At 71.4% G+C, this 24,764-nt stretch carries 19 protein-coding genes; 2 read left to right on the plus strand and 17 right to left on the minus strand.

The annotated features are described in order from the left end of the window. Positions 1 to 4: 4 nt before the first annotated feature. From serA to ABT127_RS18050, 6 genes are all read right to left on the minus strand, one after another. The gene (serA, locus tag ABT127_RS18025; protein ID WP_351450522.1) at positions 5 to 1,606 is read right to left on the minus strand and encodes a phosphoglycerate dehydrogenase; all 1,602 of its coding nucleotides are present in this window, start codon (positions 1,604 to 1,606) and stop codon (positions 5 to 7) included. Between the two features lie 279 nt (positions 1,607 to 1,885). Further along, positions 1,886 to 2,887, minus strand: coding sequence for a ketol-acid reductoisomerase (gene ilvC, locus ABT127_RS18030; RefSeq protein ID WP_351450525.1), 1,002 nt, complete (start codon positions 2,885 to 2,887; stop codon positions 1,886 to 1,888). Positions 2,888 to 2,984: 97 nt separating this feature from the next. Continuing rightward, positions 2,985 to 3,512 (minus strand): acetolactate synthase small subunit, encoded by a 528-nt coding sequence (ilvN, locus tag ABT127_RS18035; RefSeq protein ID WP_351450528.1) that lies wholly within the window; start codon positions 3,510 to 3,512, stop codon positions 2,985 to 2,987. Between the two features lie 26 nt (positions 3,513 to 3,538). Continuing rightward, positions 3,539 to 5,395, minus strand: a complete 1,857-nt coding sequence (locus ABT127_RS18040; protein ID WP_351450530.1) for an acetolactate synthase large subunit — start codon at positions 5,393 to 5,395, stop codon at positions 3,539 to 3,541. 247 nt (positions 5,396 to 5,642) lie between these two features. Beyond that, positions 5,643 to 8,414 carry a putative bifunctional diguanylate cyclase/phosphodiesterase gene (locus ABT127_RS18045; protein WP_351450593.1) on the minus strand — a complete coding sequence of 924 codons (2,772 nt, stop codon included), beginning with the start codon at positions 8,412 to 8,414 and terminating at the stop codon, positions 5,643 to 5,645. A 537-nt stretch (positions 8,415 to 8,951) separates the two neighbouring features. Beyond that, a complete protein-coding gene (locus ABT127_RS18050; RefSeq protein WP_351450533.1) occupies positions 8,952 to 9,890 on the minus strand; it encodes a 2-hydroxyacid dehydrogenase in 939 nt (312 codons plus the stop codon). Positions 9,891 to 10,014: 124 nt separating this feature from the next. Between ABT127_RS18050 and ABT127_RS18055 the strand changes: the two genes are divergently transcribed. Next, positions 10,015 to 10,980, plus strand: a complete 966-nt coding sequence (locus tag ABT127_RS18055) for an aldo/keto reductase (protein WP_351450596.1) — start codon at positions 10,015 to 10,017, stop codon at positions 10,978 to 10,980. Between the two features lie 106 nt (positions 10,981 to 11,086). After that, positions 11,087 to 12,256, plus strand: coding sequence for a PQQ-dependent sugar dehydrogenase (locus tag ABT127_RS18060; protein ID WP_351450536.1), 1,170 nt, complete (start codon positions 11,087 to 11,089; stop codon positions 12,254 to 12,256). Here ABT127_RS18060 and ABT127_RS18065 read toward each other — a convergent pair. From ABT127_RS18065 to gatC, 11 genes are all read right to left on the minus strand, one after another. Next, positions 12,249 to 12,449 (minus strand): DUF6191 domain-containing protein, encoded by a 201-nt coding sequence (locus tag ABT127_RS18065; RefSeq protein WP_351450538.1) that lies wholly within the window; start codon positions 12,447 to 12,449, stop codon positions 12,249 to 12,251. The two genes, ABT127_RS18060 and ABT127_RS18065, sit on opposite strands and share 8 nt — an antisense overlap. Before the next feature lie 68 nt (positions 12,450 to 12,517). After that, on the minus strand, positions 12,518 to 15,571 hold the full coding sequence (locus tag ABT127_RS18070) for a helix-turn-helix transcriptional regulator (RefSeq protein WP_351450599.1): 3,054 nt from the start codon (positions 15,569 to 15,571) through the stop codon (positions 12,518 to 12,520). A gap of 122 nt (positions 15,572 to 15,693) precedes the next feature. Beyond that, positions 15,694 to 15,885: a hypothetical protein gene (locus ABT127_RS18075; protein ID WP_351450541.1), complete on the minus strand. Its 192-nt coding sequence runs from the start codon at positions 15,883 to 15,885 to the stop codon at positions 15,694 to 15,696. A gap of 174 nt (positions 15,886 to 16,059) precedes the next feature. Further along, positions 16,060 to 16,677, minus strand: a complete 618-nt coding sequence (locus ABT127_RS18080) for a hypothetical protein (RefSeq protein ID WP_351450544.1) — start codon at positions 16,675 to 16,677, stop codon at positions 16,060 to 16,062. Between the two features lie 35 nt (positions 16,678 to 16,712). Continuing rightward, on the minus strand, positions 16,713 to 17,282 hold the full coding sequence (locus ABT127_RS18085; RefSeq protein ID WP_351450546.1) for a GNAT family N-acetyltransferase: 570 nt from the start codon (positions 17,280 to 17,282) through the stop codon (positions 16,713 to 16,715). Then, a complete protein-coding gene (locus ABT127_RS18090; RefSeq protein ID WP_351450548.1) occupies positions 17,260 to 19,479 on the minus strand; it encodes an MMPL family transporter in 2,220 nt (739 codons plus the stop codon). Before ABT127_RS18090 ends, ABT127_RS18085 begins: the two co-directional genes overlap by 23 nt. Positions 19,480 to 19,649: 170 nt before the next feature. Next, a complete protein-coding gene (locus ABT127_RS18095) occupies positions 19,650 to 20,882 on the minus strand; it encodes an SLC13 family permease (protein ID WP_351450601.1) in 1,233 nt (410 codons plus the stop codon). 109 nt (positions 20,883 to 20,991) lie between these two features. Then, a complete protein-coding gene (gene gatB / locus ABT127_RS18100; protein ID WP_351450551.1) occupies positions 20,992 to 22,506 on the minus strand; it encodes an Asp-tRNA(Asn)/Glu-tRNA(Gln) amidotransferase subunit GatB in 1,515 nt (504 codons plus the stop codon). Between the two features lie 16 nt (positions 22,507 to 22,522). After that, positions 22,523 to 22,756 (minus strand): hypothetical protein, encoded by a 234-nt coding sequence (locus ABT127_RS18105; RefSeq protein WP_351450604.1) that lies wholly within the window; start codon positions 22,754 to 22,756, stop codon positions 22,523 to 22,525. Positions 22,757 to 22,761: 5 nt separating this feature from the next. Continuing rightward, positions 22,762 to 24,255, minus strand: a complete 1,494-nt coding sequence (gene gatA / locus ABT127_RS18110; RefSeq protein WP_351450554.1) for an Asp-tRNA(Asn)/Glu-tRNA(Gln) amidotransferase subunit GatA — start codon at positions 24,253 to 24,255, stop codon at positions 22,762 to 22,764. A gap of 5 nt (positions 24,256 to 24,260) precedes the next feature. Then, a complete protein-coding gene (gene gatC / locus ABT127_RS18115; protein WP_018531282.1) occupies positions 24,261 to 24,557 on the minus strand; it encodes an Asp-tRNA(Asn)/Glu-tRNA(Gln) amidotransferase subunit GatC in 297 nt (98 codons plus the stop codon). Positions 24,558 to 24,764: the final 207 nt, after the last annotated feature.

The raw sequence follows: 24,764 nt of genomic DNA on the forward strand, positions 1-24,764 counted from the left end.
GATCTCAGACGAGGTTGACGGAGCGCGCCGAGGTGGCGCCGATCTCCGAGGCGAGCTCGGTCAGCACGGACTGCGGGACGGTGTCGTCGACGGTGAGGACCGCGAGGGCCTCGCCACCGACGTCCGCGCGGGAGACCTGCATGCCCGCGATGTTGATGCCGCCCTCACCGAGGACGCGGCCCACGGTGCCCACGACGCCGGGACGGTCCTCGTAGCGCAGCACGACCATGTGGTCGGCGAGCGCCAGGTCCACGTCGTACTCGCCGACGGCGACGATCTTCTGCAGGTGCTTGGGGCCTGCCAGCGTGCCGGAGACCGAGACCTCCTGGCCGTCGCTGAGGGTGCCGCGCACCGTGACGACGTTGCGGTGGTCGGGCGACTCGGACGACGTCGTCAGCCGCACCTCGACACCGCGCTCCTGCGCGAACAGCGGGGCGTTCACGTACGACACCGTCTCGTCGACGACGTCCTCGAACACGCCCTTGAGCGCGGAGAGTTCGAGCACCTTCACATCGTGCTGGGTGATCTCGCCGTACACCTCCACGTCGAGGCGGACCGCGACCTCACCGGCGAGCGCGGTGAAGATCCGGCCCAGGCGCTCGGCGAGCGGCAGACCCGGCTTGACGTCCTCGGCGATGACGCCGCCCTGGACGTTCACCGCGTCGGGCACGAGCTCACCCGAAAGCGCGAGACGCACCGACTTGGCGACCGCGACACCCGCCTTCTCCTGCGCCTCGTCCGTGGAGGCGCCGAGGTGCGGGGTGCAGACGACCTGGTCGAACTGGAACAGCGGGGAGTCCGTGCAGGGCTCCTTCGCGTACACGTCGAGACCGGCGCCGGCGACGCGGCCCTCCTTGAGCGCCGAGTACAGCGCCTCCTCGTCGACGATCCCGCCGCGCGCGGCGTTCACGATGCGGACGCTCGGCTTGACCTTGTGCAGCGCCTCGTCACCGATGAGACCGAGGGTCTCGGGGGTCTTCGGCAGGTGCACGGTGATGAAGTCGGAGACCTCGAGCAGCTCGTCGAGCGTGAGGACCTTCACGCCCATCTGCGCGGCGCGCGCGGGCTGCACGTACGGGTCGTACGCGACGACCTTCATGCCGAACGCGGACATGCGCTGCGCGACGAGGGCGCCGATGCGGCCGAGGCCGACGACACCGAGGGTCTTCTCGGCGAGCTCGACACCGGTGTACTTGCTGCGCTTCCACTCGCCGGCCTTGAGGGCCTGCGAGCCCTGCGGGATGTTGCGCGCGGTGGCGATGAGGAGGCCGCAGGCCAGCTCGGCGGCGGTCACGATGTTCGACGTCGGGGCGTTGACGACCATCACGCCGGCCTTGGTGGCGGCGGACACGTCCACGTTGTCCAGGCCGACGCCGGCTCGTGCGACGACCTTCAGCTTGTTCGCGGCGGCGATCGCCTCGGCGTCGACCTTGGTGGCCGAGCGGATCAGGATCGCGTCGACGTCGGCGATGGCGGGGAGGAGTTCCGCGCGGTCCGCTCCGTTGCAGTGCCGGATCTCGAAGTCCGGGCCCAGGGCGTCGACAGTCGCGGGCGACAGCTCTTCAGCGATGAGTACGACGGGTTTGCCGTTGGCAGCAGTGCTCACGTGAGTCCTCACAAGTCCCAATGCGGACGGCCGTCCCGACGGCCGCAAGCGGTGGAGGGGTGGGTGCATGGCCGCGTGGAAGACGCACGACGCTGTGGGCCCAACGCGAATTAGTTCAGCAGTGTAGTGGCGCCAGGGACATGGTCTTGCGCCTCCCTGGAAGGATCACCCGTCCGTGGCTGGACGGGTTGGACAACCCGGCCACGATCGAGTGGCCGCGCCATGGCGAACCCATGGAGAACGGGGCCGCGGCGTGCGCCGCGACCCCGTCCCGAAGGCTTACGCCTCCTCGTTGTCCACCCAGCTCATGAGCTTGCGCAGCTCCTTGCCGGTGGTCTCGAGCAGGTGCTCGCTGTCGGCCGTCTTGTACTCGTTGTACTTCTTCAGGCCACCGTGGTACTCGGCCATCCACTCACGGGCGAAGGTGCCGTCCTGGATCTCGGCGAGGACCTTCTTCATCTCGGCCTTGGTGGCGTCCGTGATGATCCGCGGGCCGGTGACGTAGTCGCCCCACTCGGCGGTCTCGGAGATCGACCAGCGCATCTTCTCCAGGCCGCCCTCGTACATGAGGTCGACGATGAGCTTCAGCTCGTGCAGGCACTCGAAGTACGCGATCTCCGGCTGGTAGCCGGCCTCGGTCAGCGTCTCGAAGCCCGCCTTCACCAGCGCGGCCGTGCCACCGCAGAGGACGGCCTGCTCACCGAAGAGGTCGGTCTCGGTCTCCTCGGTGAAGGTCGTCTTGATGACGCCGGCGCGGGTGCCGCCGATGCCCTTGGCGTACGACAGCGCCAGCTCGAAGCCCTTGCCGGTGGCGTCCTGCTCGACGGCCACGATGCACGGGACGCCGCGGCCCTCCTCGTACTGGCGGCGGACCAGGTGGCCCGGGCCCTTGGGGGCGACCATGCAGACGTCGACGTCGGCCGACGGCTTGATGAAGTCGTAGCGGATGTTGAGGCCGTGACCGAAGAACAGGGCGTCGCCCGCCTTCAGGTTGTCCTTGATGGACTCCTCGTAGACCTGCGCCTGGATCGGGTCCGGGACGAGGATCATGATGACGTCGGCCTCGGCCGCCGCCTCCGCGGGGGTGACGACGCGCAGGCCCTGCTCCTCGGCCTTCGCCTTGGACTTGGAGCCCTCGTGCAGACCGATGCGCACGTCGACGCCCGAGTCGCGCAGGGACAGCGCGTGGGCGTGGCCCTGGGAGCCGTAGCCGATCACCGCGACCTTGCGGTTCTGGATGATGGACAGGTCGGCATCGTCGTCGTAGAACAGCTCGGCCACTGGGGTTCTCCTTGGTGTACTGGTGTTGCTCCCACCGTACGGCGGGGTGCGGAAGGAAAGGTTCGGGGTCTCGGTATACGAGAGGGCGTGCCAGGTGTTACGCGCTGCGGTCGAGGGCGCGCAGGCTCCGGTCGGTGATGGAGCGCGAGCCGCGGCCGATCGCGATGGTGCCGGACTGGACGAGCTCCTTGATGCCGAACGGCTCCAGCATCTTGAGCATCGCCTCCAGCTTGTCGGCGGAGCCGGTGGCCTCGATGGTGACGGCCTCCGGGGAGACGTCCACGGTCTTGGCGCGGAAGAGCTGGACGATCTCGACGATCTGCGAGCGCGTCTCGTTGTCGGCGCGGACCTTGGCGAGCACCAGCTCGCGCTGGACGGCCGCGCCGGGCTCCAGCTCGACGATCTTCAGGACGTTGACCAGCTTGTTGAGCTGCTTGGTGACCTGTTCGAGCGGCAGGTCCTCGACATTCACCACGATGGTGATGCGGGAGATGTCGGGGTGCTCGGTGACGCCGACGGCGAGCGAGTCGATGTTGAAGCCGCGGCGCGAGAAGAGGGCGGTGATCCGGGCGAGGACACCGGGCTTGTTCTCGACGAGGACGGAGAGCGTGTGCTTGGTGGACATGGTGGGATTCCTTCTCCTGCGCTCTCTCAGTCTTCTTCGCTGTCGCCGAAGTCGGGGCGGACGTCCCGGGCGGCCATGATCTCGTCGTTGGAGGTGCCGGCGGCGACCATCGGCCACACCATGGCGTCCTCGTGGACGATGAAGTCGACCACGACCGGGCGGTCGTTGATCGCGTTCGCCTCCTCGATGCACTTGTCGAGGTCCTCGGGGCGCTCACAGCGGATGGCGTAGCAGCCCATCGCCTCGGACAGCTTGACGAAGTCCGGGATGCGGGTGCCCTTGTTCGGCGGGGTCTCGCCGTCGGGGCCCGCGTGCAGCACGGTGTTGGAGTAGCGCTGGTTGTAGAACAGCGTCTGCCACTGCCGGACCATGCCCAGGGCGCCGTTGTTGATGATGGCGACCTTGATCGGAATGTTGTTCAGGGCGCAGGTGGTCAGCTCCTGATTGGTCATCTGGAAGCAGCCGTCGCCGTCGATCGCCCAGACCGTCTGGCCCGGGGCACCGGCCTTGGCGCCCATCGCGGCGGGGACCGAGTAGCCCATGGTCCCGGCGCCGCCGGAGTTCAGCCAGGTCGCCGGCTTCTCGTACCGGATGTAGTGCGCGGCCCACATCTGGTGCTGGCCGACGCCCGCCGCGAAGATCGTGTCCGCGGGGGCGAGCTGACCGATCCGCTCGATGACCTGCTGCGGGGAGAGCGAGCCGTCCGCGGGCTGGTCGTAGCCGAGCGGGTAGGTCTCGCGCCAGCGGTTGAGGTCCTTCCACCAGGCGCTGTAGTCCCCGGTGTGACCCTCGCCGTGCTCCTTCTGCACGGCCTGGATCAGGTCGGCGATGACCTCGCGGGCGTCGCCCACGATCGGCACGTCGGCGACGCGGTTCTTGCCGATCTCCGCGGGGTCGATGTCCGCGTGGACGATCTTGGCGAACGGCGCGAAGCTGTCCAGGTTGCCGGTGACGCGGTCGTCGAAGCGGGCTCCGAGGGCGACGATCAGGTCGGCCTTCTGCAGCGCGGTGACGGCGGTGACCGCACCGTGCATGCCCGGCATTCCCACGTGCAGCGGGTGGCTGTCGGGGAACGAACCGAGCGCCATCAGGGTGGTGGTGACGGGCGCTCCGGTGAGCTCGGCGAGGACCTTCAGCTCGGCGGTGGCGCGGGCCTTCAGGACGCCGCCGCCCACGTAGAGGACGGGCCGCTTCGCACTCGTGATCAGCTTCGCGGCCTCGCGGATCTGCTTGGCGTGCGGCTTCGTCACCGGGCGGTAGCCGGGCAGGTCCTGCTGCGGCGGCCAGGTGAACGTCGTCTGCGCCTGGAGGATGTCCTTGGGGATGTCCACGAGGACCGGGCCCGGGCGGCCGGTGGAGGCGATGTGGAACGCCTCGGCGATCGCCTTCGGGATGTCCTCGGCCTTGGTGACCAGGAAGCTGTGCTTGGTGATCGGCATGGTGATGCCGACGATGTCCGCCTCCTGGAAGGCGTCGGTGCCGATCGCCTTGGAGACGACCTGGCCGGTGATCGCGACCAGCGGGACGGAGTCCATCATCGCGTCCGCGATCGGCGTCACCAGGTTGGTGGCACCCGGCCCCGACGTGGCCATGCACACCCCGACCTTGCCGGTGGCCTGCGCGTATCCGGTGGCCGCGTGACCCGCGCCCTGCTCGTGGCGGACGAGCACGTGGCGGACCCTGCTGGAGTCCATCATCGGGTCGTACGCGGGAAGGATCGTGCCGCCGGGGATGCCGAATACGGTGTCGACCCCGACCTCCTCAAGCGAGCGGATGAGGGACTTCGCACCCGTGACGTGCTCGACGGGGGCGGACTGCTGTCCTCCGGAACGGGGCCGCGGCTGCGGATGGTGGGCCCCGGTGGCCTGCTCGGTCATCGGCATTCTCTTCTCGATGCTGAGGGTTTTTGCGAGGTTTGTGCAGGGTGTTGCGGGTTGTCTGGCACGTGCGGCCTGTCCCGGTGCAACAAAAAACCCCTCGTGCCGGGAGGCAAGCGAGGGGAGCGCGCCGGGTGCGGTCGCTGGGATTCCGATGTCCGAACCGGTGGTCCCAGCTTCAGCCGACGCGCTTTCCAAGTACGAGAATTCGGGTGCGCATGGCACTGACCCTCCCCCCGGCGCCCAGTCACTGTCAAGTGGGTGGGACGGGAGTCTCATTATGTGAGCGCAGGGGTGGCCCGCCCACGAACACCGGCTCGATCGGCCCCAACGGAACCGGGTACTCCCCCGAGACCAGCGCACGGCGCAGCCGGTACTCGTCGAGGGGCCCGGAGAACGCCATGCCCTGCCCGTGCGTGCACCCCATCGACCGCAGCGCCACGACCTGTTCGGGCAGGTCGACGCCGTCGGCCACGGAGGTGAGCCCGAGGTCTCCGGCGATTCTGAGCAGCCCGCTGGTGATCTTGTGGAGCCGGGCCGACTCGACGACGCCCTCGACGAGCGACCTGTCCAGTTTCAGTACGTCGACGGGGAGTCGGCGCAGCGCGGTGATGGCCGCATAGCCGCTGCCGAATCCGTCCAGCGCGATCCGGACACCGAGCCTGCGCAGCGCGGTGAGGCGCCGCTCCAGCTCGTCGAGCGGCACCCTGGGGTCGCTGTCGGCGAGTTCGATGATGAGCGCACCGGAGGGCAGCCCGTGCCGGGTCAGCAGCGCCTCGATGGAGCCGAGCAGCATGGAGCGGTCGAGCAGTCTGCGCGCGGTGATCCGCACGGCCACCGGGACGGCGTGGCCGGTGTGCCCGCGCTCGGCGGCCTGCTCGACGGCCTCCTCCAGCATCCAGCGCCCCAGTTCGGCGGTGCGCTCGCTGTCGTCGGCCACCCGCAGGAACTCGGCGGGGGTGAACAGGATGCCCTGCGCGGAGCGCCAGCGGGCCTGCGCGGCGACCGACGTGATCCGGCCGTCGTCGAGCGACACGACGGGCTGGTGCAGCAGCGCGAACTCGCCGTCGTGCAGCGCCGTGCGCAGCCTCGTCGCCAGCTCGGCCTTGCGGACGACGTCGGCCTGCATCTGTGGCGCGTACAGCTCCACGCGCCCCTTGCCGGCCGCCTTGGCGCGGTACATGGCCAGGTCGGCGTTGCGCAGCAGCTCGCCCGCGGTGATCTCGGGCTCGGCGAACGAGACGCCGATGGAGGCGGCGACGCGCACATTGTCGTGCCCGTCGATGGAGTAGGGCTGGGAGAGCCTCATTCTCAGCCGGTCGGCCAGTTCGTAGATGTGCTGCTCCCTGGCGGTGTGGTCGCGGCTTCCGTCGCCGACGATCAGTGCCGCGAACTCGTCACCGCCGAGGCGAGCCGCGGTGTCTGAGGCACGTACGGAGTCGGCCAGCCTTCTTGCCGCCTGCACGAGCAGCTCGTCGCCCGCCTGGTGGCCGATGGTGTCGTTGACCTGTTTGAAGCCGTCGAGGTCGATGAAGAGCACGGCGGTGCCGCGGTCCGTGGCCCGCCGTCCGGTGAGGGCCTGGCTGACCCGCTTGGTGAACAGCGCCCGGTTGGGCAGGTCGGTGAGCGGGTCGTGCTCGGCGTTGTGCTGCAACTGGGCCTGGAGGCGCACCCTTTCGGTCACGTCTCTGCTGTTGAGGATCAGGCCGCCGTGGTGGCGGTTGATCGTGGACTCCACGTTCAGCCAGGAGCCGGTGCCGGAGCGGAAGCGGCACTCGATCCGGGTGGTGGGCTCCTCGGCATGGCTCGCGGCGAGGAACCTGCGCACCTCGTGCACCACCCGCCCGAGGTCCTCGGGGTGGATGATCGAGGCCAGTTCGGACCCGACGAGTTCTTCCGCGTCACGGCCGTAGACCCCGGCGGCGGCCGGGCTGACGTATCTCAGCACCCCGTTCGGCGCGGCGATCATGATGACGTCGCTCGAGCCCTGCACCAGGGACCTGAAGTGGTTCTCCTTCTGGGCCAGTTCCTGGGTGAGCGTGATGTTGTCCAGGAGCATGATGCCCTGGCGCACGACGAGGGCCAGGACGACGGTGCAGGCGGTGAAGAGCACGATCCGGTCGACGCTGTGCCCGTTCAGGACGTTGTAGAGGATTCCCAGGGTGCAGACGGCGGCGGCCAGATAGGGCGTGAGCGCCGCCAGCGAGCCCGAGATGGGCCGGGTCTGACTCACCTGGTAGCGCCGTCCCGCGCTCGCGGGGTGCTCCTCGCGGGACGTCGTGCCCCCGCCGCTCACCCAGGGCGCGTACGCCATCAGCAGCGAGCCGGCGAACCAGCCCGCGTCGAGGATCTCCCCCGAGCGGTACGTGGCGTGCAGCAGCGGCGAGGTGAACAGGGCGTCGCACATCACCGTGAGGGCGAGTGCGCCGATCGCCGTGTTCACCGCCGTGCGGTTGCCCGGTGAGCGCCGGAAGTGCAGGGCCAGGACCATGCTGACGAGCGCGATGTCGAGCAGCGGATAGGCGAGCGAGAGGGCGGTCCTGCTGACGCTCTGACCCTCGAACTCGGCGGTGTGCGCGAGGGCGAGGCTCCAGGAGAGCGTGATCAGGGAGCCGGCGATCAGCCACGCGTCGAGCCCGAGGCAGATCCAGCCCGCCTTCGTCATGGGCCGCTTGGCGAGAACCAGCAGGCCGATGATGGCGGGCGGCGCGAAGCAGAGGAAGAACACGTCGGCGAGGCTGGGACTGGGCACGGGCTCGTGGAGGACGAACTCGTACCAGCCCCACACCCCGTTGCCCAGCGCGGCCATGAGGGAGGAGAAGGCGAACAGGAGCCAGGCGGATCGAAAGCGGCTGCGCCGGCTGCGGGCGTACAGGAAGTTCGACACGGCCGCGGTGGCGGCCGCGACGCTCAGCCCGAAGTCGCCCATGAACAGGGCGATCCGGTCGGAGCCCCAGCCGAGCGCGGAGCCGACGGCGTATCCCGCGCAGACCAGGACGAGCAGCAGCTGCGAGCCCGCACCCATCCGGTGCCCGGGTGGCCGGGCGGACACCGGCCCGCCCGTGCGCAGCGGGGTGCCGAGGGCCGCGGCCGACGCCGCCTTGGCGGTCACCGGCCCGCCCCGGTCCGCCGGGCTGCCCCCACGTCCGTCTTGCCCTGCCCGGTCTGTGGATGCTTTCTGCGACCGCCGCGCGGTCCGCTCCGGTACGTATGACCCCTGCGGCTGCCGGTACTTCGCCCGTGCACGGGCGAACGTGAGGACCGGCGGACCAGCCGTCGACCCCGCCGCGTCGGATTGTGTGCCCATAGGCCGTGCATCGCCCGTCGCCCCCCTCGCAGTCCGTCACAAGTCCCCGGCGCCGCATGGTGCCGAGCGGCGCTGCCCCAGTCGGGACGATACACCAGTCTCGTCACTCAGGGACATAGTTCCTCTACTCTCCGTGACGACCAGCGACGATGGCGGCACGGGGTGCATCCGGGCGGGCGCGGAGCGTCAGCACCCGGGGGCGGGCGGTCGCACGGGTGGGTTCCGTGGGGCCGCGGGGACGCCCGTCGACAGCTGTCAGCCGACGGTGAGGACGAGGTTGTCGAGGGGCTTTCCGTCCGCGAACCGGTGCAGCTGGGCGGCGAGCAGCCGCTTGGCGCGGGGCAGGAAGGCGGACGTGGGTCCGCCGACGTGCGGGGAGATGAGCACCCCCGGAGCCTGCCACAACGGATGGTCCCGGGGCAGCGGTTCGGGGTCGGTGACGTCCAGCGCGGCGAGGATCCGGCCGTTGTCGACTTCCGCGAGCAGTGCCTTGGTGTCGACGACGGGGCCGCGCCCGACGTTCACCAGGAGCGCGCCGTCCTTGAGCCGGGCCAGGAAGTCCGCGCCCACGAGGCCGCGGGTGTCCTCCGTGAGCGGGGTGACGACGATGACGACGTCGGCCTCGGGCAGCAGGCCGGGCAGGTCGCCGAGCGCGTGCACCGGACCGCGCTCCGTGGCGCGGGCGGAGCGTGCGACGCGCACCACCCGCGCGACCTCGAACGGGACGAGCCGGTCCTCGATGGCGCTGCCGATGGCGCCGTATCCCAGGATGAGCACGGTCTTGTCGGCGAGCGCCGGACGGAATCCGGAGAGCCACTCGCCGCGTTCCTGGCCGCGCACGAAGTCGGGGATGCCGCGCAGCGAGGCGAGGGTGAGGGTGAGCGCGAGTTCGGCGGTGCTGGCGTCGTGCACCCCGCGCGCGTTGCACAACTGCACACCGGGGCGCAGGTACTTGAGCCCGCCCTGCACGTGGTCCACGCCCGCCGTGAGGGTCTGGACGGTGTGGACGGACGTCATCCGCGGCAGCGGGCGCACGGAGACCTCGGCGCCCTTCGCGTACGGAACGACGTAGAACGCGCAGTCGGCCGGGTCCGCCGGGAAGTCGGAGTCACCGTCCCAGAAGCGGTAGTCGAGCCCTTCGGGGAGCCCGGGAACCTCGTCGGCGGGGAAGGGGAGCCATACGTCACCAGTCATGGTCAGGAGGCTATGTCAGAGCGCCGCGGAGGCAGAGGTTAGGTTGGGGGCCTCAGCGAGGGAGGGTCACGGGCACGTGGAGCCAGGAGGTGCGCGCCGGTCGATCGGCGCCGCGGCGCTCGAGGTGGGCGCGGTCGGACTCGGTTGCATGCCGATGAGCTGGGCGTACACCGGCTCGCAGCGACGCGGGGAGGAGTCCCTGCGGGCGGTGCACGCGGCGTTGGACCGGGGGTGCTCGCTGCTCGACACGGCGGACATGTACGGGCCGTTCACCAATGAACTGCTGCTCGGCCGGGTCCTCAAGGAGCGGCGTGCGGACGCGTTCGTGTCGACCAAGGTGGGGCTGCTCGTCGGCGAGCAGCACATCGTCGCCAACGGCCGCCCGGGATATGTGCGGAGAGCCTGCGACGCGTCGCTGCGGCGGCTCCAGACGGACCGCATCGACCTGTACCAGCTGCACCGCGCGGACCCCGAGGTGCCCGTCGAGGAGACCTGGGGCGCGATGGCGGAGCTGGTGAGCGCGGGCAAGGTGCGCGCGCTCGGCCTGTGCGCGGTGGGAGCGCGGGCCACGCGCCGCGGCGGCCGGGACGGGCTGTATGCCGGAACGATTCGGCAGTTGGAGCGGATCCAGCAGGTCTTCCCGGTGAGCGCGGTGATGGCCGAGCTGTCGGTGTGGTCCCCGGAGGCACTCGCGGCGCTGCTGCCGTGGTGCACGGCGCGCGGTGTGGGCTTCCTGGCGGCGATGCCCCTCGGCAACGGCTTCCTGAGCGGGACGCTCACCCCGGGCCAGGGCTTCGAGCCCGACGACGTCCGGGCCCGGCACCCGCGCTTCACCGCCGAGATGATGGCCGCGAACCAGCCCGTCGTGGCGGGGCTGCGCCGGATCGCGGCGCGGCACGGCGCGGACGTGACGCCGGCCCAGGTGGCACTGGCCTGGGTGCTGGCGTGCGGGCGGAACGTCATCCCCGTACCGGGCACGAAGCACGAGCGGTGGGCGGCCGAGAACGCGGCGGCGGCGCACCTGTCGCTGACGGACGCCGACCTGGCGGAGATCGCGGGGCTGCCCCCGGCGCGGGGCTCCTGGGACTGATCCGGCCGGGTTCCGTGCGCGGAGATCGGGAACCCGGGCGGGCAGAGCGGAGTATGAACAGGAGAGCGCGCACATCCCGCGCCTCCCGTGTCGAAGGGACCCGACCGTGCCACGTCCAGCCGCCCGGCCCGCACTCGCCCTGGCCGCCTGCGCCGCGCTCCTGCTCACCGCGGGCTGCTCGTCCGGGGACGACGGCGGCCCGGGCGACGAGAGAACCCCGACCGGCCGGTCCGGTGCGGGCACGCCCAGCGCGTCCGGATCCTCGGACGCCGTGCCTCCGGCGAAGGGGTCGGTGCGCGTGGTGCGCACGGTCACCGAGAACCTGAAGTCACCGTGGGGGCTCGCCCCGCTGCCCGAGGGCGGTCTGCTCGTCTCGTCGCGTGACGAGGGGACGATCACCCGGGTGGACACGGACACCGGCAAGAAGACGGAACTGGGCTCGGTGCCCGGGGTCGCGCCGGCCGGCGAGGGCGGCCTCCTCGGTCTCGCGCTCTCCCCCGACTACGCGTCGGACCACATGGTCTACGCGTACTTCACGACGGCGTCGGACAACCGCGTCGCGCGGATGATCTACGACGCGAAGAAGCCGGCGGGCGAGCAGCTGGGCGCGCCGGACACGGTGTTCAAGGGCATCCCCAAGGGCACCAACCACAACGGCGGCCGGATCGCGTTCGGCCCCGACGACCTGCTCTACGTCGGCACCGGCGAGACGTACCACACCGAGCTGGCGCAGGACCGGAAGTCCACGGGCGGCAAGATCCTGCGGCTGACCCCGGAGGGGCAGCCCGCGCCGGGCAATCCCTTCGGCGACTCCCCCGTGTACTCCTACGGGCACCGCAACGTCCAAGGGCTCGCCTGGGACACGGACAAGCGGCTGTGGGCCTCCGAGTTCGGCCAGGACACCTGGGACGAGCTGAACAACATCGTGGCCGGTGACGACTACGGCTGGCCGGACGCCGAGGGCAGGAGCGGTGATGCCGCGTACCACGACCCGATCGCCCAGTGGCACACCTCGGAGGCGTCGCCCAGCGGCATCGCGTACGCGAAGGGGTCGATCTGGATGGCGGGCCTGCGGGGCGAGCGGCTGTGGCGGGTGCCGCTCGACGGCACGAAGGCGGCGCACGATCCCCAGGCGTTCCTCAAGGGCGAGTACGGGCGGCTGCGCACGGTGGTCGCGGCGGGCGGCGACAGGCTGTGGCTGGTGACGAGCGAGACCGACAGCCGGGGCACGCCGGGCAAGGGCGACGACCGGATCCTGGAGCTGGAGGTCAGCTGACCTCGTCGTCCTCGGCGGTGGCGGGGGTCCGCGGGCGCGGCGGGCGGACGGTGACCTTGCCCGAGGTGAGGTCTATCGGGCCGCGGCCCGGGTCGCCGTCGTTGAGGTCGACGCGGGTCAGCTCCAGGCGCTTGCGCTCGTCGTTCGTGTGCTTGCGGCTGGGCGAGAAGATCTCCTCGAACATGTTGAACACGGTGCGCCTCCCTGGCTCGTCCGGCCGAGCTCCGCCGTCCAGCGTACGACAGGGCCCGGCCGGGGGGCTCAGCTACGGACGGCCGGGAAGAGACGCAGCCGGTGGGCGAGCGCGGCGGCCTCGCCGCGGCCCGCCACGCCCAGCTTGGCCAGGATGTTGGAGACGTGGACGCTGGCGGTCTTCGGCGAGATGAACAGCTCCTCGGCGATCTGCCGGTTGCTGCGGCCCGCGGTGACCAGGCGCAGCACGTCGCGCTCGCGGCTGGTCAGACCCAGCTCCTCGGCGGGATCGGCGGGAGCGTCGCGGCGCGGCGCGTCACGGGTGAGGCCGATCCGGGCGCGCTGGGCGAGCAGGGCGACGGACTCGGCGAGCGGGCGGGCGCCGAGGTGGCTCGCGACCGCGGCGGCGAGGCGGAGCAGCTCGGTGGCGCGCTCGCGGTCGTCGCCCTCGGCGCGGGCCAGCAGGGACGCGGCGAGCCGGTGCCGGGCGCGGGCCAGGTCGTAGGGGCGGTCGAGGGGTTCCAGCACGGTGACCGCGGCGGACCAGTCGTCGGGGGTGTCGCGGCCCTCCGCGCGCAGCAGCTCGGTGCGGACCCACTGGTCGTGGGCGAGCCAGAGTGGGACGGGGGTGGCCTGCTGCGCGGCAGCGGTCCGGATCCGGGCGACGGCCTCGGCGCGACCGGCGTCGGCGGCGGGCAGCCCGCGGGCGTCGGCCTCGGCCTCGGCGGCGGTGCGCAGCATCGGCCACAGATAGCGGTGGCTGGAGGGCGGCAGCCCGGCGTCGACGATCCGGGCCAGTTCGGCGCGGGCGTCGAGCAGGCGGCCCTGGGCGGCGGCCAGCTCGATCGCGCGGTGGGCGATCGGCAGGTCGTACTGCGGCTGGGGATCGTGGGTGCCGATGTAGCGCTGCGCGGCGGCGAGCTGCCGGGTCGCCTCCTGGAAGGCGCCGCGCCCGACGGCGACGGCGGCCAGCTGGGTCAGGGACGTGGCGCGCGGCTTGTCGCTCAGGCAGAAGCCGCGGGCCCACTCGGCCGCCTCGACGGCCTCGTCCCAGCGCCCCAGGGAGACCAGGGACTCGGACTTGTTGGAGATGATCCAGCCCTTGGTGTCGGTGAGGCCGTGGCGGTGGGAGAAGGCGATGCCCTCGTCGCAGATGCGCACGGACTCGGCGGAACGGCCGGCGCTCTCCAGGGCGGAGGGCAGGTTGACGTTCACGTTGTTGATCCGGGCCATCAGGCCGAGCCCCATGGAGCGCTCGCGCACCTCGTACAGCTCGGTGAAGCCCTGCTCGACGGAGCCCGCGTCGACGAGGAGCCCGCCGCGCACCAGGCGGGCGTGCAGCTCCACCTCCTGGTCGCCGACCATGCGCGCGTACTCCACGGCCCGCTCGGCGGCGGCGAGGGTCTCGGCGCCCGGGCGGTGCAGCATGCCCCAGGCGGCGGCGTGTGCGAGGACCTCGGCGTGCACGGCGGACGGCGGCAGTCCGCGGACCAGCTCCTGCGCCTTGGCGATCTCGTCCCAGCCGTTGCCCCGGGCGATGTGGGAGATGATCCGCGAGCGCTGGAGCCAGAACCAGGCGGCGAGCAGGGGGTCGCCCGCGCCGTCGGCAGCGGCGTCCTCCAGGATGCGGATCGCGCGCTTGCCGATCTTCAGGGCGCGCTCCCGCTCCCCGCACAGCCGGCCCGCGTCGGCGGCCTCGGCCATCAGGTCGAGGAAGTCGAGCCGGGTCTCGGCGGGATCGCAGCCGCAGGAGCGGTAGGCCGAGGAGTAGTCGCCCATGCGGAGGGCGGCGCGGATCTCCTGCGGGGTCCCGTCCCACAGCTCCATCGCCCGCTCCAGGAGCCGCAGTTGCTCGGCGTAGGCGTGCCGGCGGCGGGCCTCCACGGAGGCGTCGAGCACGGCGGGCAGCGCCTTGGCCGCGTCGTGGGCGTGGTACCAGTAGCTGGCCAGGCGCATCACGCGGGAGTCGGCGGGGACCAGCGCCGGGTCGGCCTCGAGGGCTTCGGCGTAGCGGCGGTTGATGCGGGAGCGCTCGCCGGGCAGCAGGTCGTCGCTGACCGCCTCGCGGACCAGGGAGTGGCGGAAGCGGTAGCCGTCGCCGTCGGCGCTGGCGAGCAGGATGTTGGCGCCGACGGCGGCGCGGAGCGCCTCGATGAGTTCGTCGGCGCCGAGCCCGGCGACGGCTTCGAGCAGCGGGTACTCGACGGTGGAGCCGCCCTCGGCGCAGATCCGGGCGATGCGCTGGGCGGACTCGGACAGGGACTCGACGCGGACGAGCAGGACGTCGCGCAGGGAGTCGGTGAGGCCGGTGGCACAGCCCTCGGCCGCGGAGACGGCCAGTTCCTCGACGAAGAACGCGTTGCCGTCGGAGCGGCGGAAGATGTCGTCGACGACCGAGCGCTCGGGTTCGGCGGCGATGATCCCGGCGATCTGGCGGGCCACCTCGTCGCGGGTGAGCCGCCCCAGTTCGATCCGGGTGACGGTGCGCAGCCGGTCCAGCTCGGCGAGCAGGGGGCGCAACGGGTGGCGGCGGTGCACGTCGTCCGCGCGGTAGGTGGCGACGACGGCGAGGCGGCCGCTGCGCAGGGTGCGGAAGAGGTAGGCCAGCAGATGGCGGGTGGAGGCGTCCGCCCAGTGCAGGTCCTCCAGGACGACCACGACGGTGCGCTCGGCGGCGACCTGTTCGAGGAGGCGGGCGGTCAGTTCGAAGAGCAGCGCGGTGGCGCTCTCGTCGCCGCGGCCGTCGCGGCCCCGGACCAGGCCGTCACCCAATTCGGGCAGGATGCGGGCCAGTTCGTCCTCGCGTCCGGCGGCGGCCCGGTCCAGCTCGTCGGGCAGGGCGCGGCGCAGGGCGCGCAGGGCGGTGGAGAAGGGGGCGAACGGCAGGCCGTCGGCGCCGATCTCGACGCAGCCGCCGGTGACGACGACGGCGCCCCGCGCGCAGGCGCTCGCGGCGAACTCCTCGACGAGCCGGGTCTTGCCGACGCCGGCCTCACCGCCGAGCAGCAGGGCCTGCGGCTCGCCGGCGGCGGCGCGGCCGAGGGCGGTGTGCAATGTGCCCAGTTCGTCGGCGCGGCCGACGAACACCGGGCTGACGGACCTGGTCTCCACGTCGCCGAGCATCGCACACGCGTCTGACAGCCCGGCAGTGTTTTCCGCCGTGAGCGTGGAGAAGGGGAGGACGGCCGCGGTGCCGTCCTCCCCTTCCACCCGGTCCCCGATGTCTCCGGGGCGGGGCACGCTGTTCACGCCGTACGGGCGAAGCCCGAGCGACGCGGACCGCCGGTACTCACCGGTCCCTCCGCGTCCATGGCGGTGGAACTCCGCTCCGCCCTGCGGGCCTTGCGGCCCGCGAGAGCGGCCCGCGCCCGACGGTGCTCGTCCGCCTGCCGGATGAGTTCGGCGGAGCGGATCTGGTGCATCTCGTACTCGAACATCTCGTCTCCCTGGTGACGATCGCCGTTGCTCTCGCGGTGTCTTCCGCGATGCCTCAACTCTCGTTTCCCAGGGGGGTGCGGCACATCGGGAGAGTGCCGCATCTCCGGGTCCCGGGATGCCTTATGCGGCTCCCGGAGATCCTTAGGTCCCGCGTAAGGGCCTTAGGAGATGCCTCAGCTGGTCTTGGGCAGCCCGAGGAGGAGGTCCGAGTACTTGGCGACGGCGAGCAGCAGTCCCAGGACGCCGAGCGAGACCCCGGCCCAGGCCACGGACTTGATCCAGACCGCCTGCGGTCGGCCGGGCGTCCCGAAGGCGGGCCTGGCCAGGACGAACGCGCCGACGATCAGCGCGATCAGGGAGAAGACGCCGCCGACCACGGCGGCGGCGTGCCAGGAGTCGCCGTAGACCTCGGAGACCTGGGTGGCGACGCTGGCGGACTGCGAGGTGTTGAGCTGGCCGATGAGGGACTCACGGGCCGAGGCGACGGTGCCGAGCCAGCTGCCGCTCATCGCGACGACGCCGAGGGCGACGGAGACGATGGCGGCCGCTCCCTGACCGACCCCGGAGGGGCGGTCCGCCGCGGCGTTCTCCTCGGCCAGCCGGGCGAGTTCGGCCTCGGCGGCCGCCTCCGCGGCGGCATCGTCGTCCTCGGTGGCCCCGGCCTCGGGGGCGGTGGACCCGGTGGCGGTGGCCTCGGGCTCGGTGGCCTCGGTGGCCCCGGCGGTCTCCTGGGAGGGGGCGTCCTCCTCCCGGATCTCTGCGTCGCGCTGCGCGTCAGTCTTCGTAGTCATGCTGCGCACCGTACGGACGCAGTCTGAGAGGTCTCTTAACGTTCCTTGTGCGCGTCACGTGCGCTGCGCCACTCCGGGGCGAGCAGCGACCAGACCTCCAGGTCATGGCGCTTTCCGCGCCATTCATGCGCCTCGCGGCGCACGCCGTCCTGCCGGAAACCGAGACGCTCGGCCACCTTCAGACTCGCGACATTCCCGGACGCGGCCACCCATTCCACCCGGTGGATGCCGCGCTCCTCGACGACCCACTCCAGCAGGACGCGCATCGCCCGTGTGATCAGGCCGCGCCCGGTCGCCGTCGGCTCCAGCCAGCAGCCGACCTCGGCATTGCCCGTCGCGGCGTCGAAGTTGAGCGTGAGCACCCCGCCGACCAGCCGTCCGTCCAGCCAGATGCCGTGGTACGAGCCCGTGTCCGCGGCCCGCATGTCGGTGTAGCGCTGGAGGGTGCCGCGCGCCGAGTCCACGTCCGTGACCTGCGAGCCGAACGGGATGAACTGTCCGATGAACTCCCGTCCGCGCTCCAGGTTCGCCAGGAACTCCTCGGCGTGCCAGGTCTCCAGGGGCCGCAGTTCGGCGCCCTCGTCACCGAGCGGGATCGCGTACATCGGACTCCTTCGTCTGTCGCTGTCCGGGCAGGGTCACCTTCTCATGGGCCGCGCGGCACTCCGGCGGCTCGATGCTGATGCGGGGCAGGATCCTGGCGAGCCACCGGGGCAGCCACCAGTTCGCGCCGCCCAGCAGGTGCATCAGGGCCGGCACCAGCAGCGTGCGCAGGATGAAGGCGTCCACGGCGACGGCCACCGCGAGCGCGATGCCGAACATCGCGATGACCCGGTCGCCGCTGAGCACGAAGGCGAGGAAGACCGAAATCATGATCACGGCGGCCGAGTTGATCACGCGGCTGGTCTCGGCGAGGCCGACCCGCACGGCCCGCCGGTTGTCACCGGTCTCCAGCCATTCCTCGTACATCCGGCTGACCAGGAAGACCTGGTAGTCCATGGAGAGCCCGAAGAGGACCGAGACCATGATCACGGGCAGGAAGGGCTCGATCGGCCCGGCCGCGCCGAGGCCCAGCAGCTCGCTCCCCCAGCCCCACTGGAAGATCGCGACCACGACCCCGAAGGCGGAACAGACGGCGGCGATGTTCATGGCCGCCGCCTTCAGCGGGATGCCGAGGGACCGGAACGCGAGCAGCAGCAGGAGGCAGCCGAGCCCGACCACGGCGCCCACGAACAGCGGCAGCTTGCCGACGATGACCTCGGCGAAGTCGTCGTAGCTGGCGGTGACCCCGCCGATCTGGACGTCCAGCCCGGACCGCGGCACGACGTCCGCGCGCAGGTCGTCGACGAGGTCGCTGGTCGCCCGCGACTGCGGGGCGGAGGCGGGCACGACGGTGAGGTACGCGGCCGAGTCGTCGCCGTTGTACGTGATCGGGGAGACGGCCGCGACGCCGTCGGTGGTCCGCAGTTCGCCGGCCAGCGCCTGGACCTCGGCCTTGTCCCGGGCTCCGTCGATCTCGGTGACGAGGGTGAGCGGGCCGTTGACCCCGGGGCCGAAACCGTCGGCCAGCAGGTCGTAGGCCTGCCGGGTCGTCGCGGTCTTCGGGTTGTTGCCCTGGTCGGAGGTGCCGAGGTGGAGGGAGAGGGTGGGCAGCGCGAGGACCGTGATCACGGCGAGCGCGAGCCCGCCGAGCAGCTTGGGGTGGCGCTCGACGAACGCGGCCCAGCGGGCGGCGAGCCCCGTGGGCAGCTCCGGCTCGGGCCCGTGCTCGGCGAGGCGGCGCCGCTCCCGGCGGGACAGGGCGCGCGTCCCGATGAACGAGAGCAGCGCGGGCAGCAGGGTCACCGACGCGGCGACGGTGAGCAGGACGGTGACGGAGGCGGCGATGGCGACGCCGTTGAGGAAGCTCAGGTTCAGCAGCAGCATGCCGAGCAGGGCGACGCAGACGGTCGCGCCCGCGAAGACGACGGCGCGCCCGGTGGTGGCGACGGCCCGTTCGGCGGCGACCGCCACCGGCAGCCCGCGCTTGAGGCCCTTGCGGTGCCGGGTCACGATGAACAGCGCGTAGTCGATGCCGACGCCGAGCCCGACCAGCATGCCGAGCATCGGGGCGAAGTCGGCCACGGTCATGGCGTGCCCGAGCAGCACGATTCCGGCGTACGCCGTCCCGACGCTCACCAGGGCGGTGGCGATGGGCAGCGCGGCGGCGGCGAGCGAGCCGAAGGCCAGGAAGAGGACGACGGCGGCGACCACCACACCGATCACCTCGGACAGGTGCGCCGAGGTCGACTCGGTGAGGGCGACGGCGCTGCCGCCGAGCTCCACCTCCAGACCGTCGGGCCCGTGCGCCTCGGCGTCCTCGGCCGTGTCGACGACCGCCCGCGCCTGGGCGACCGGGATGTTGTCGGCCTGCTCGTCGAAGGTGACGGTCGCGTACGCGGTGTGCCCGTCGGCGCTGATCAGGTCGGCGCCCCGGCCGTCGTACGGCGAGACGACGGAGGAGACCCCCGGCAGTGCGGCGATCTCGTCGAGGGTGTTGCTCATGGTCTTCTCGACGTCGGCGGCCCGGACGGTCGAACCCTCGATGTGCCAGACGACGGTGTCGCTGTCGCCGCCGAGCCCGGAGAAGTTCTCGTCGAGGAGCCGGGTGGCGCGGCCGGACTCGGTGCCCGGTGCCTCGTAGTCGTTGGAGTACGCGGACCCGGCGACCGCGGCGGCCGCACCGGTACCGACGAGCGCGATCAGCCACAGCAGGAGGACGACGAGCCGGTGGCGGACGCACCAGCGGGCGAGGGTGGCCACAGGCGTGCTCCCAGGTGGTTCATGGATCTTTGCCAGGGAGCAGCCGCGCAAAAGGGACGAGCCCGCAAAGAACACGTGAGCAGTGGCCAGTCACTCTTACAGGCAAACGTGATCGTTTGTCGCTTTCGTGTCCTTACTCACAAGGTGTCCCGCGACCTCACAGCTCGTTCTCAGCCGAGGAGTTGGAGCCCCGCCCACAGCGCCGTGGTGGACAGCAGGAGCGTCACGGGAACGGTGAGCAGTCCGAGCCGCGTGAAGTCGCCCAGCTCGGGCTCGGTGCCGTGGGCGTGCACGATGCGCCGCCACAGCAGGGTGGCGAGCGAACCGACGTACGTGAGGTTGGGGCCGACGTTGACGCCGATGAGCGCGGCGAGGACCGGGCCCGGGCCCGCGGGGGCGACGGCCGGGAGCAGGGCGAGGGTCGCGGGCAGGTTGTTGATCAGGTTCGCGAGGAGCGCCGCGACCGCGGTGACGGCGAGCAGCGCGGGCAGCGAGGAGCCGCCGGGCAGGACGTGGCCGATGAGGTCGCCGAGTCCGTTGTCGACGACCGCCTTGACGATGACGCCGAGCGCGAGGACGAACAGGCAGAACGGCAGGTTCGCCGACTTCAGCAGCTCGCCCGGGGTGGAGTCCCGCCGGGCGAGAGCTCGCGCGCCGAGCACGACGGCGCCGGCGAGGGCGGCCCACACCGGCTCGATGCCGGCGAAGGAGGTGACGGCGAACCCGGCCAGTGTCAGCGCGAGAACGGTCAGCGTGAAGACGGGGACGCCGGGCGGCTCCGTCTCGTCCGGGGCGTGCGCCGGGGCGGCCAGGTCGTCGGCGAAGTACCGGCGGAAGACCAGGTATTCGATGCCGATCGCGACCAGCCAGGGCAGCACCATGAGCCCGGCGAAGCGGGTGAAGGTGAGTCCGCTCGCGGTGAGGGCCAGCAGATTGGTGAGGTTGGAGACCGGCAGCAGGAGCGACGCGGAGTTGGCCAGGTGGGCGCTCGCGTAGACGTGCGGGCGCGGGCGGGCGCCGATCCGGGCGGCGGTGGCGAAGACGACCGGGGTGAGCAGGACGACGGTGGCGTCCAGGCTCAGGACGGCGGTGATGCCCGCGGCGACGGCGAAGACGCCGCCGAGCATGCGGGTGGGGCTGCCCTTGCAGGCGCGCGCCACGGCGTCGCCCGCGGCCCTGAACAGGCCCTCGTCGGCGCAGAGCTGCGCCAGCAGCAGGATCGCGGCGAGGAAGCCGACGACGGGGAGCAGGTCCTTGGTCTCGGACCAGGCGTGCTCCGGAGTGACCGTGCCGGTGGCGATCGCGAGGGCCGCCGCGGGCACGGCGACGACGGCCTCGGGCCAGTTGCGGGGACGCGACACGGCGAAGGCCAGAGTGACGGCGAGAAGGGCGAGGGGGATCAGCACATTCGAGCCTCTCCGGCGATTGAGGAGCGGGGTCCGGGGCGGAGCCCCGAGAGGGTGCGGGCAGCGGCCCGCACCCTCTCGTTCCGGTCAACCGACGGAGTCGACGTCAGCCTTCGCTGACGCCCAGCTTCTCCAGGATCAGTTCCTTGACGCGGGCCGCGTCGGCCTGACCCCGGGTCGCCTTCATGACGGCGCCCACGAGGGCTCCGGCGGCGGCGACCTTGCCGGACTGGATCTTGGCGACGATGCCGGCGTTGCCCGCGATCGCCTCGTCCACGGCCGTGTTCAGCGCGCCCTCGTCCGAGACGACCTTCAGGCCGCGCTTCTCGACGACCTCGTCCGGGGTGCCCTCGCCCTTGAGGACACCGTCGATGACCTGGCGGGCGAGCTTGTCGTTGAGGTCGCCCTTGGCGACCAGCTCCGACACCCGGGCCACGTACTCGGGCGTGATGGGCAGTTCGCCGAGTTCGACGCCCTGCTCGTTGGCGTTGCGCGCCAGCTCGCCCATCCACCACTTGCGGGCGGACGTCGAGTCGGCACCGGCGTTGATCGTCGCGACGATCGGGCCGATGGCGCCGGCGTTGCGGATCGACTGCATGTCGTGGGCGGAGATCGCCCACTCCTCGATCAGCCGGTTGCGCTGCGCGAGCGGCAGCTCGGGCAGCTCGGACCGGAGCGCCTCGACCCACTCGCGGGACGGGGCGACCGGGACCAGGTCGGGCTCCGGGAAGTACCGGTAGTCCTCGGCGTTGTCCTTGATGCGGCCCGAGGTGGTGGAGCCGTCCTCCTCGTGGAAGTGACGGGTCTCCTGCACGATCGTGCCGCCCGAGTTCAGCACCGCGGCGTGGCGCTGGATCTCGAAGCGGGCGGCGCGCTCGACGGAACGCAGCGAGTTCACGTTCTTCGTCTCGGAGCGGGTGCCGAACTTCTCGGTGCCGTTCGGACGCAGCGACAGGTTCACGTCGCAGCGCATCTGGCCCTTGTCCATGCGGGCCTCGGAGACGTCGAGCGCCTTGATGACCTCGCGCAGCTCGGCGACGTACGCCTTGGCGACCTCGGGGGCCCGCTCGCCCGCGCCCTCGATGGGCTTGGTGACGATCTCGATGAGCGGGATGCCGGCGCGGTTGTAGTCGAGCAGCGAGTGCGAGGCGCCCTGGATGCGGCCGGTGGCACCGCCGACGTGCGTCGACTTGCCGGTGTCCTCCTCCATGTGGGCGCGCTCGATCTCCACGCGGAAGACCTCGCCGTCCTCCAGCTGCACGTCGAGGTAGCCGTTGAAGGCGATCGGCTCGTCGTACTGGGAGGTCTGGAAGTTCTTCGGCATGTCCGGATAGAAGTAGTTCTTCCGGGCGAACCGGCACCATTCGGCGATCTCGCAGTGCAGCGCGAGGCCGATCTTGATGGCCGACTCGACGCCGATCTCGTTCACGACCGGCAGCGCGCCGGGCAGACCGAGACAGGTCGGGCAGGTCTGACTGTTGGCGTCCTGCTTCAGCTCGGTGGAGCAGCCGCAGAACATCTTCGTCTTCGTGCCGAGTTCGACATGGACCTCAAGGCCCATGACGGGGTCGTACGCCGCGAGGGCTTCCTCGTACGACACCAGGTCAGTCGTGGCAGTCACGGTGAAACTTTCCCTCTCAGCCCAACAGGACGTCGTCGTCGCCGAGCTTCTTCAGCTCCCGGAACAGCAGCGCCAGACCGGTGGCGATGGCGACGGCGGAGACCGCGGCGTCGACCAGCCGGAGCGTGTCGTTGTCCTTCCGGGCCATCCGGGCCTGCTTGACCACGCCGACCGCGCCGAAGGCGGTCGTGGCGATCGACAGGTACGCGCCGGGCTTGGACTTCTTGAAACCCTTGGCCTTGGCAGTCATGGGACTCACAGCGACGGTGCCTCCTCGAGCAGCGGGTGCCCCCACTTTTCCACGAAGGCGGCCTCGACGGCGGCGCCGACCTTGTACAGCCGGTCGTCCTTCATGGCGGGGGCGATGATCTGCAGGCCGACGGGCAGGCCGTCCTCCGGCGCGAGGCCGCAGGGCAGCGACATGGCGGAGTTGCCGGCCAGGTTGGTCGGGATGGTGCACAGGTCCGCGAGGTACATCGCCATCGGGTCGTCGGCGCGCTCGCCGATCGGGAAGGCGGTGGTCGGCGTCGTCGGCGAGACGATGACGTCCACGCTCTCGAAGGCGGCCTCGAACTCACGGGTGATGAGGGTGCGGACCTTCTGGGCACTGCCGTAGTACGCGTCGTAGTAGCCGGAGCTCAGCGCGTACGTGCCCAGGATGATGCGGCGCTTGACCTCGTCGCCGAAGCCGGCCTCGCGGGTCAGCGCGGTGACCTCCTCGGCGGAGTGCGTGCCGTCGTCGCCGACCCGCAGGCCGTAGCGCATGGCGTCGAACCGGGCCAGGTTCGAGGAGCACTCCGACGGAGCGATCAGGTAGTACGCGGACAGCGCCAGGTCGAAGCTCGGGCAGTCCAGCTCGACGATCTCGGCGCCGAGCGACTTCAGCAGCTCGACGGACTCGTCGAAGCGCTGCACGACGCCGGCCTGGTAGCCCTCGCCGCGGAACTGCTTGACGACGCCGACCCGCATGCCCTGCACCGAGCCGTTGCGCGCGGCCTCGACGACCGGCGGGACCGGAGCGTCGATGGACGTGGAGTCGAGCGGGTCGTGACCGGCGATCGCCTCGTGCAGCAGCGCCGCGTCCAGGACCGTACGGGCGCAGGGCCCGCCCTGGTCGAGGGAGGACGAGAACGCGACCATGCCGTAGCGGGAGACGCCGCCGTACGTGGGCTTGACGCCGACGGTGCCGGTGACGGCGGCGGGCTGGCGGATGGAACCGCCGGTGTCCGTGCCGATGGCGAGCGGCGCCTGGTAGGCGGCGAGCGCGGCGGACGAGCCGCCGCCGGAGCCGCCCGGGATACGGGTGAGGTCCCACGGGTTGCCGGTCGGGCCGTACGCGCTGTTCTCGGTGGAGGACCCCATGGCGAACTCGTCCATGTTGGTCTTGCCGAGGATGACGACGTCGGCGGCCTTCAGGTTCTTGACCAGCGTGGCGTCGTACGGCGGGATCCAGCCCTCGAGGATCTTGGAGCCGACCGTGGTCGGGATGCCCTCGGTGGTGAAGATGTCCTTCAGCGCGAGCGGGACGCCGGCCAGCGGGCCCAGCTTCTCGCCCGCGGCGCGCTTGGCGTCGACGGCGGCGGCCTGCTTCAGCGCGCCCTCCCGGTCGACGTGCAGGAACGCGTTGACCTTCTCGTCGACGGCCTCGATACGGGCCAGGTGGGCCTCGGTGACCTCGACGGCCGTGAGTTCACCGGACGCGATCTTCGCGGCGATCTCGGCGGCGGTGAGCTTGATGATGTCCGTCATGGTGGTTAGTCCTCCCCCAGGATCTGCGGCACCTTGAAACGCTGCTGCTCCTGGGCCGGGGCGCCGGAGAGCGCCTGCTCGGGGGTGAGCGACGGACGGACCTCGTCCGCGCGCATGACGTTCGTCAGCGGCAGCGGGTGGGAGGTCGGCGGTACGTCTTGGTCGGCGACCTCGCTGACGCGGGCGACCGCGCCGATGATGTCGTCGAGCTGGCCTGCGAAGTGGTCGAGCTCTTCGGGCTTCAGCTCCAGACGCGCCAGCCGGGCGAGGTGGGCGACCTCCTCGCGCGTGATGCCAGGCATGCAGCGATCCTCTGGGGTGAGTGTGTGTGGTTTGGGCTCAATCCTATGGGTGCCCGGCGTGTGCCTGGTAAACGGTTGTCTCCGACTGACGGCCGGTGGGGCTTCTCGCGCAGTTCCCCGCGCCCCTGAAGCGAGCGGAGCTCGCCCTCAGGGGCGCGGGTTTCTTGGGCCCATCAGCGCACAGATCAGGACCGGCCGCCACCGGGG

The sequence above is a fragment of the Streptomyces sp. NPDC001904 genome (assembly GCF_040297005.1).
Taxonomy (GTDB): domain Bacteria; phylum Actinomycetota; class Actinomycetes; order Streptomycetales; family Streptomycetaceae; genus Streptomyces.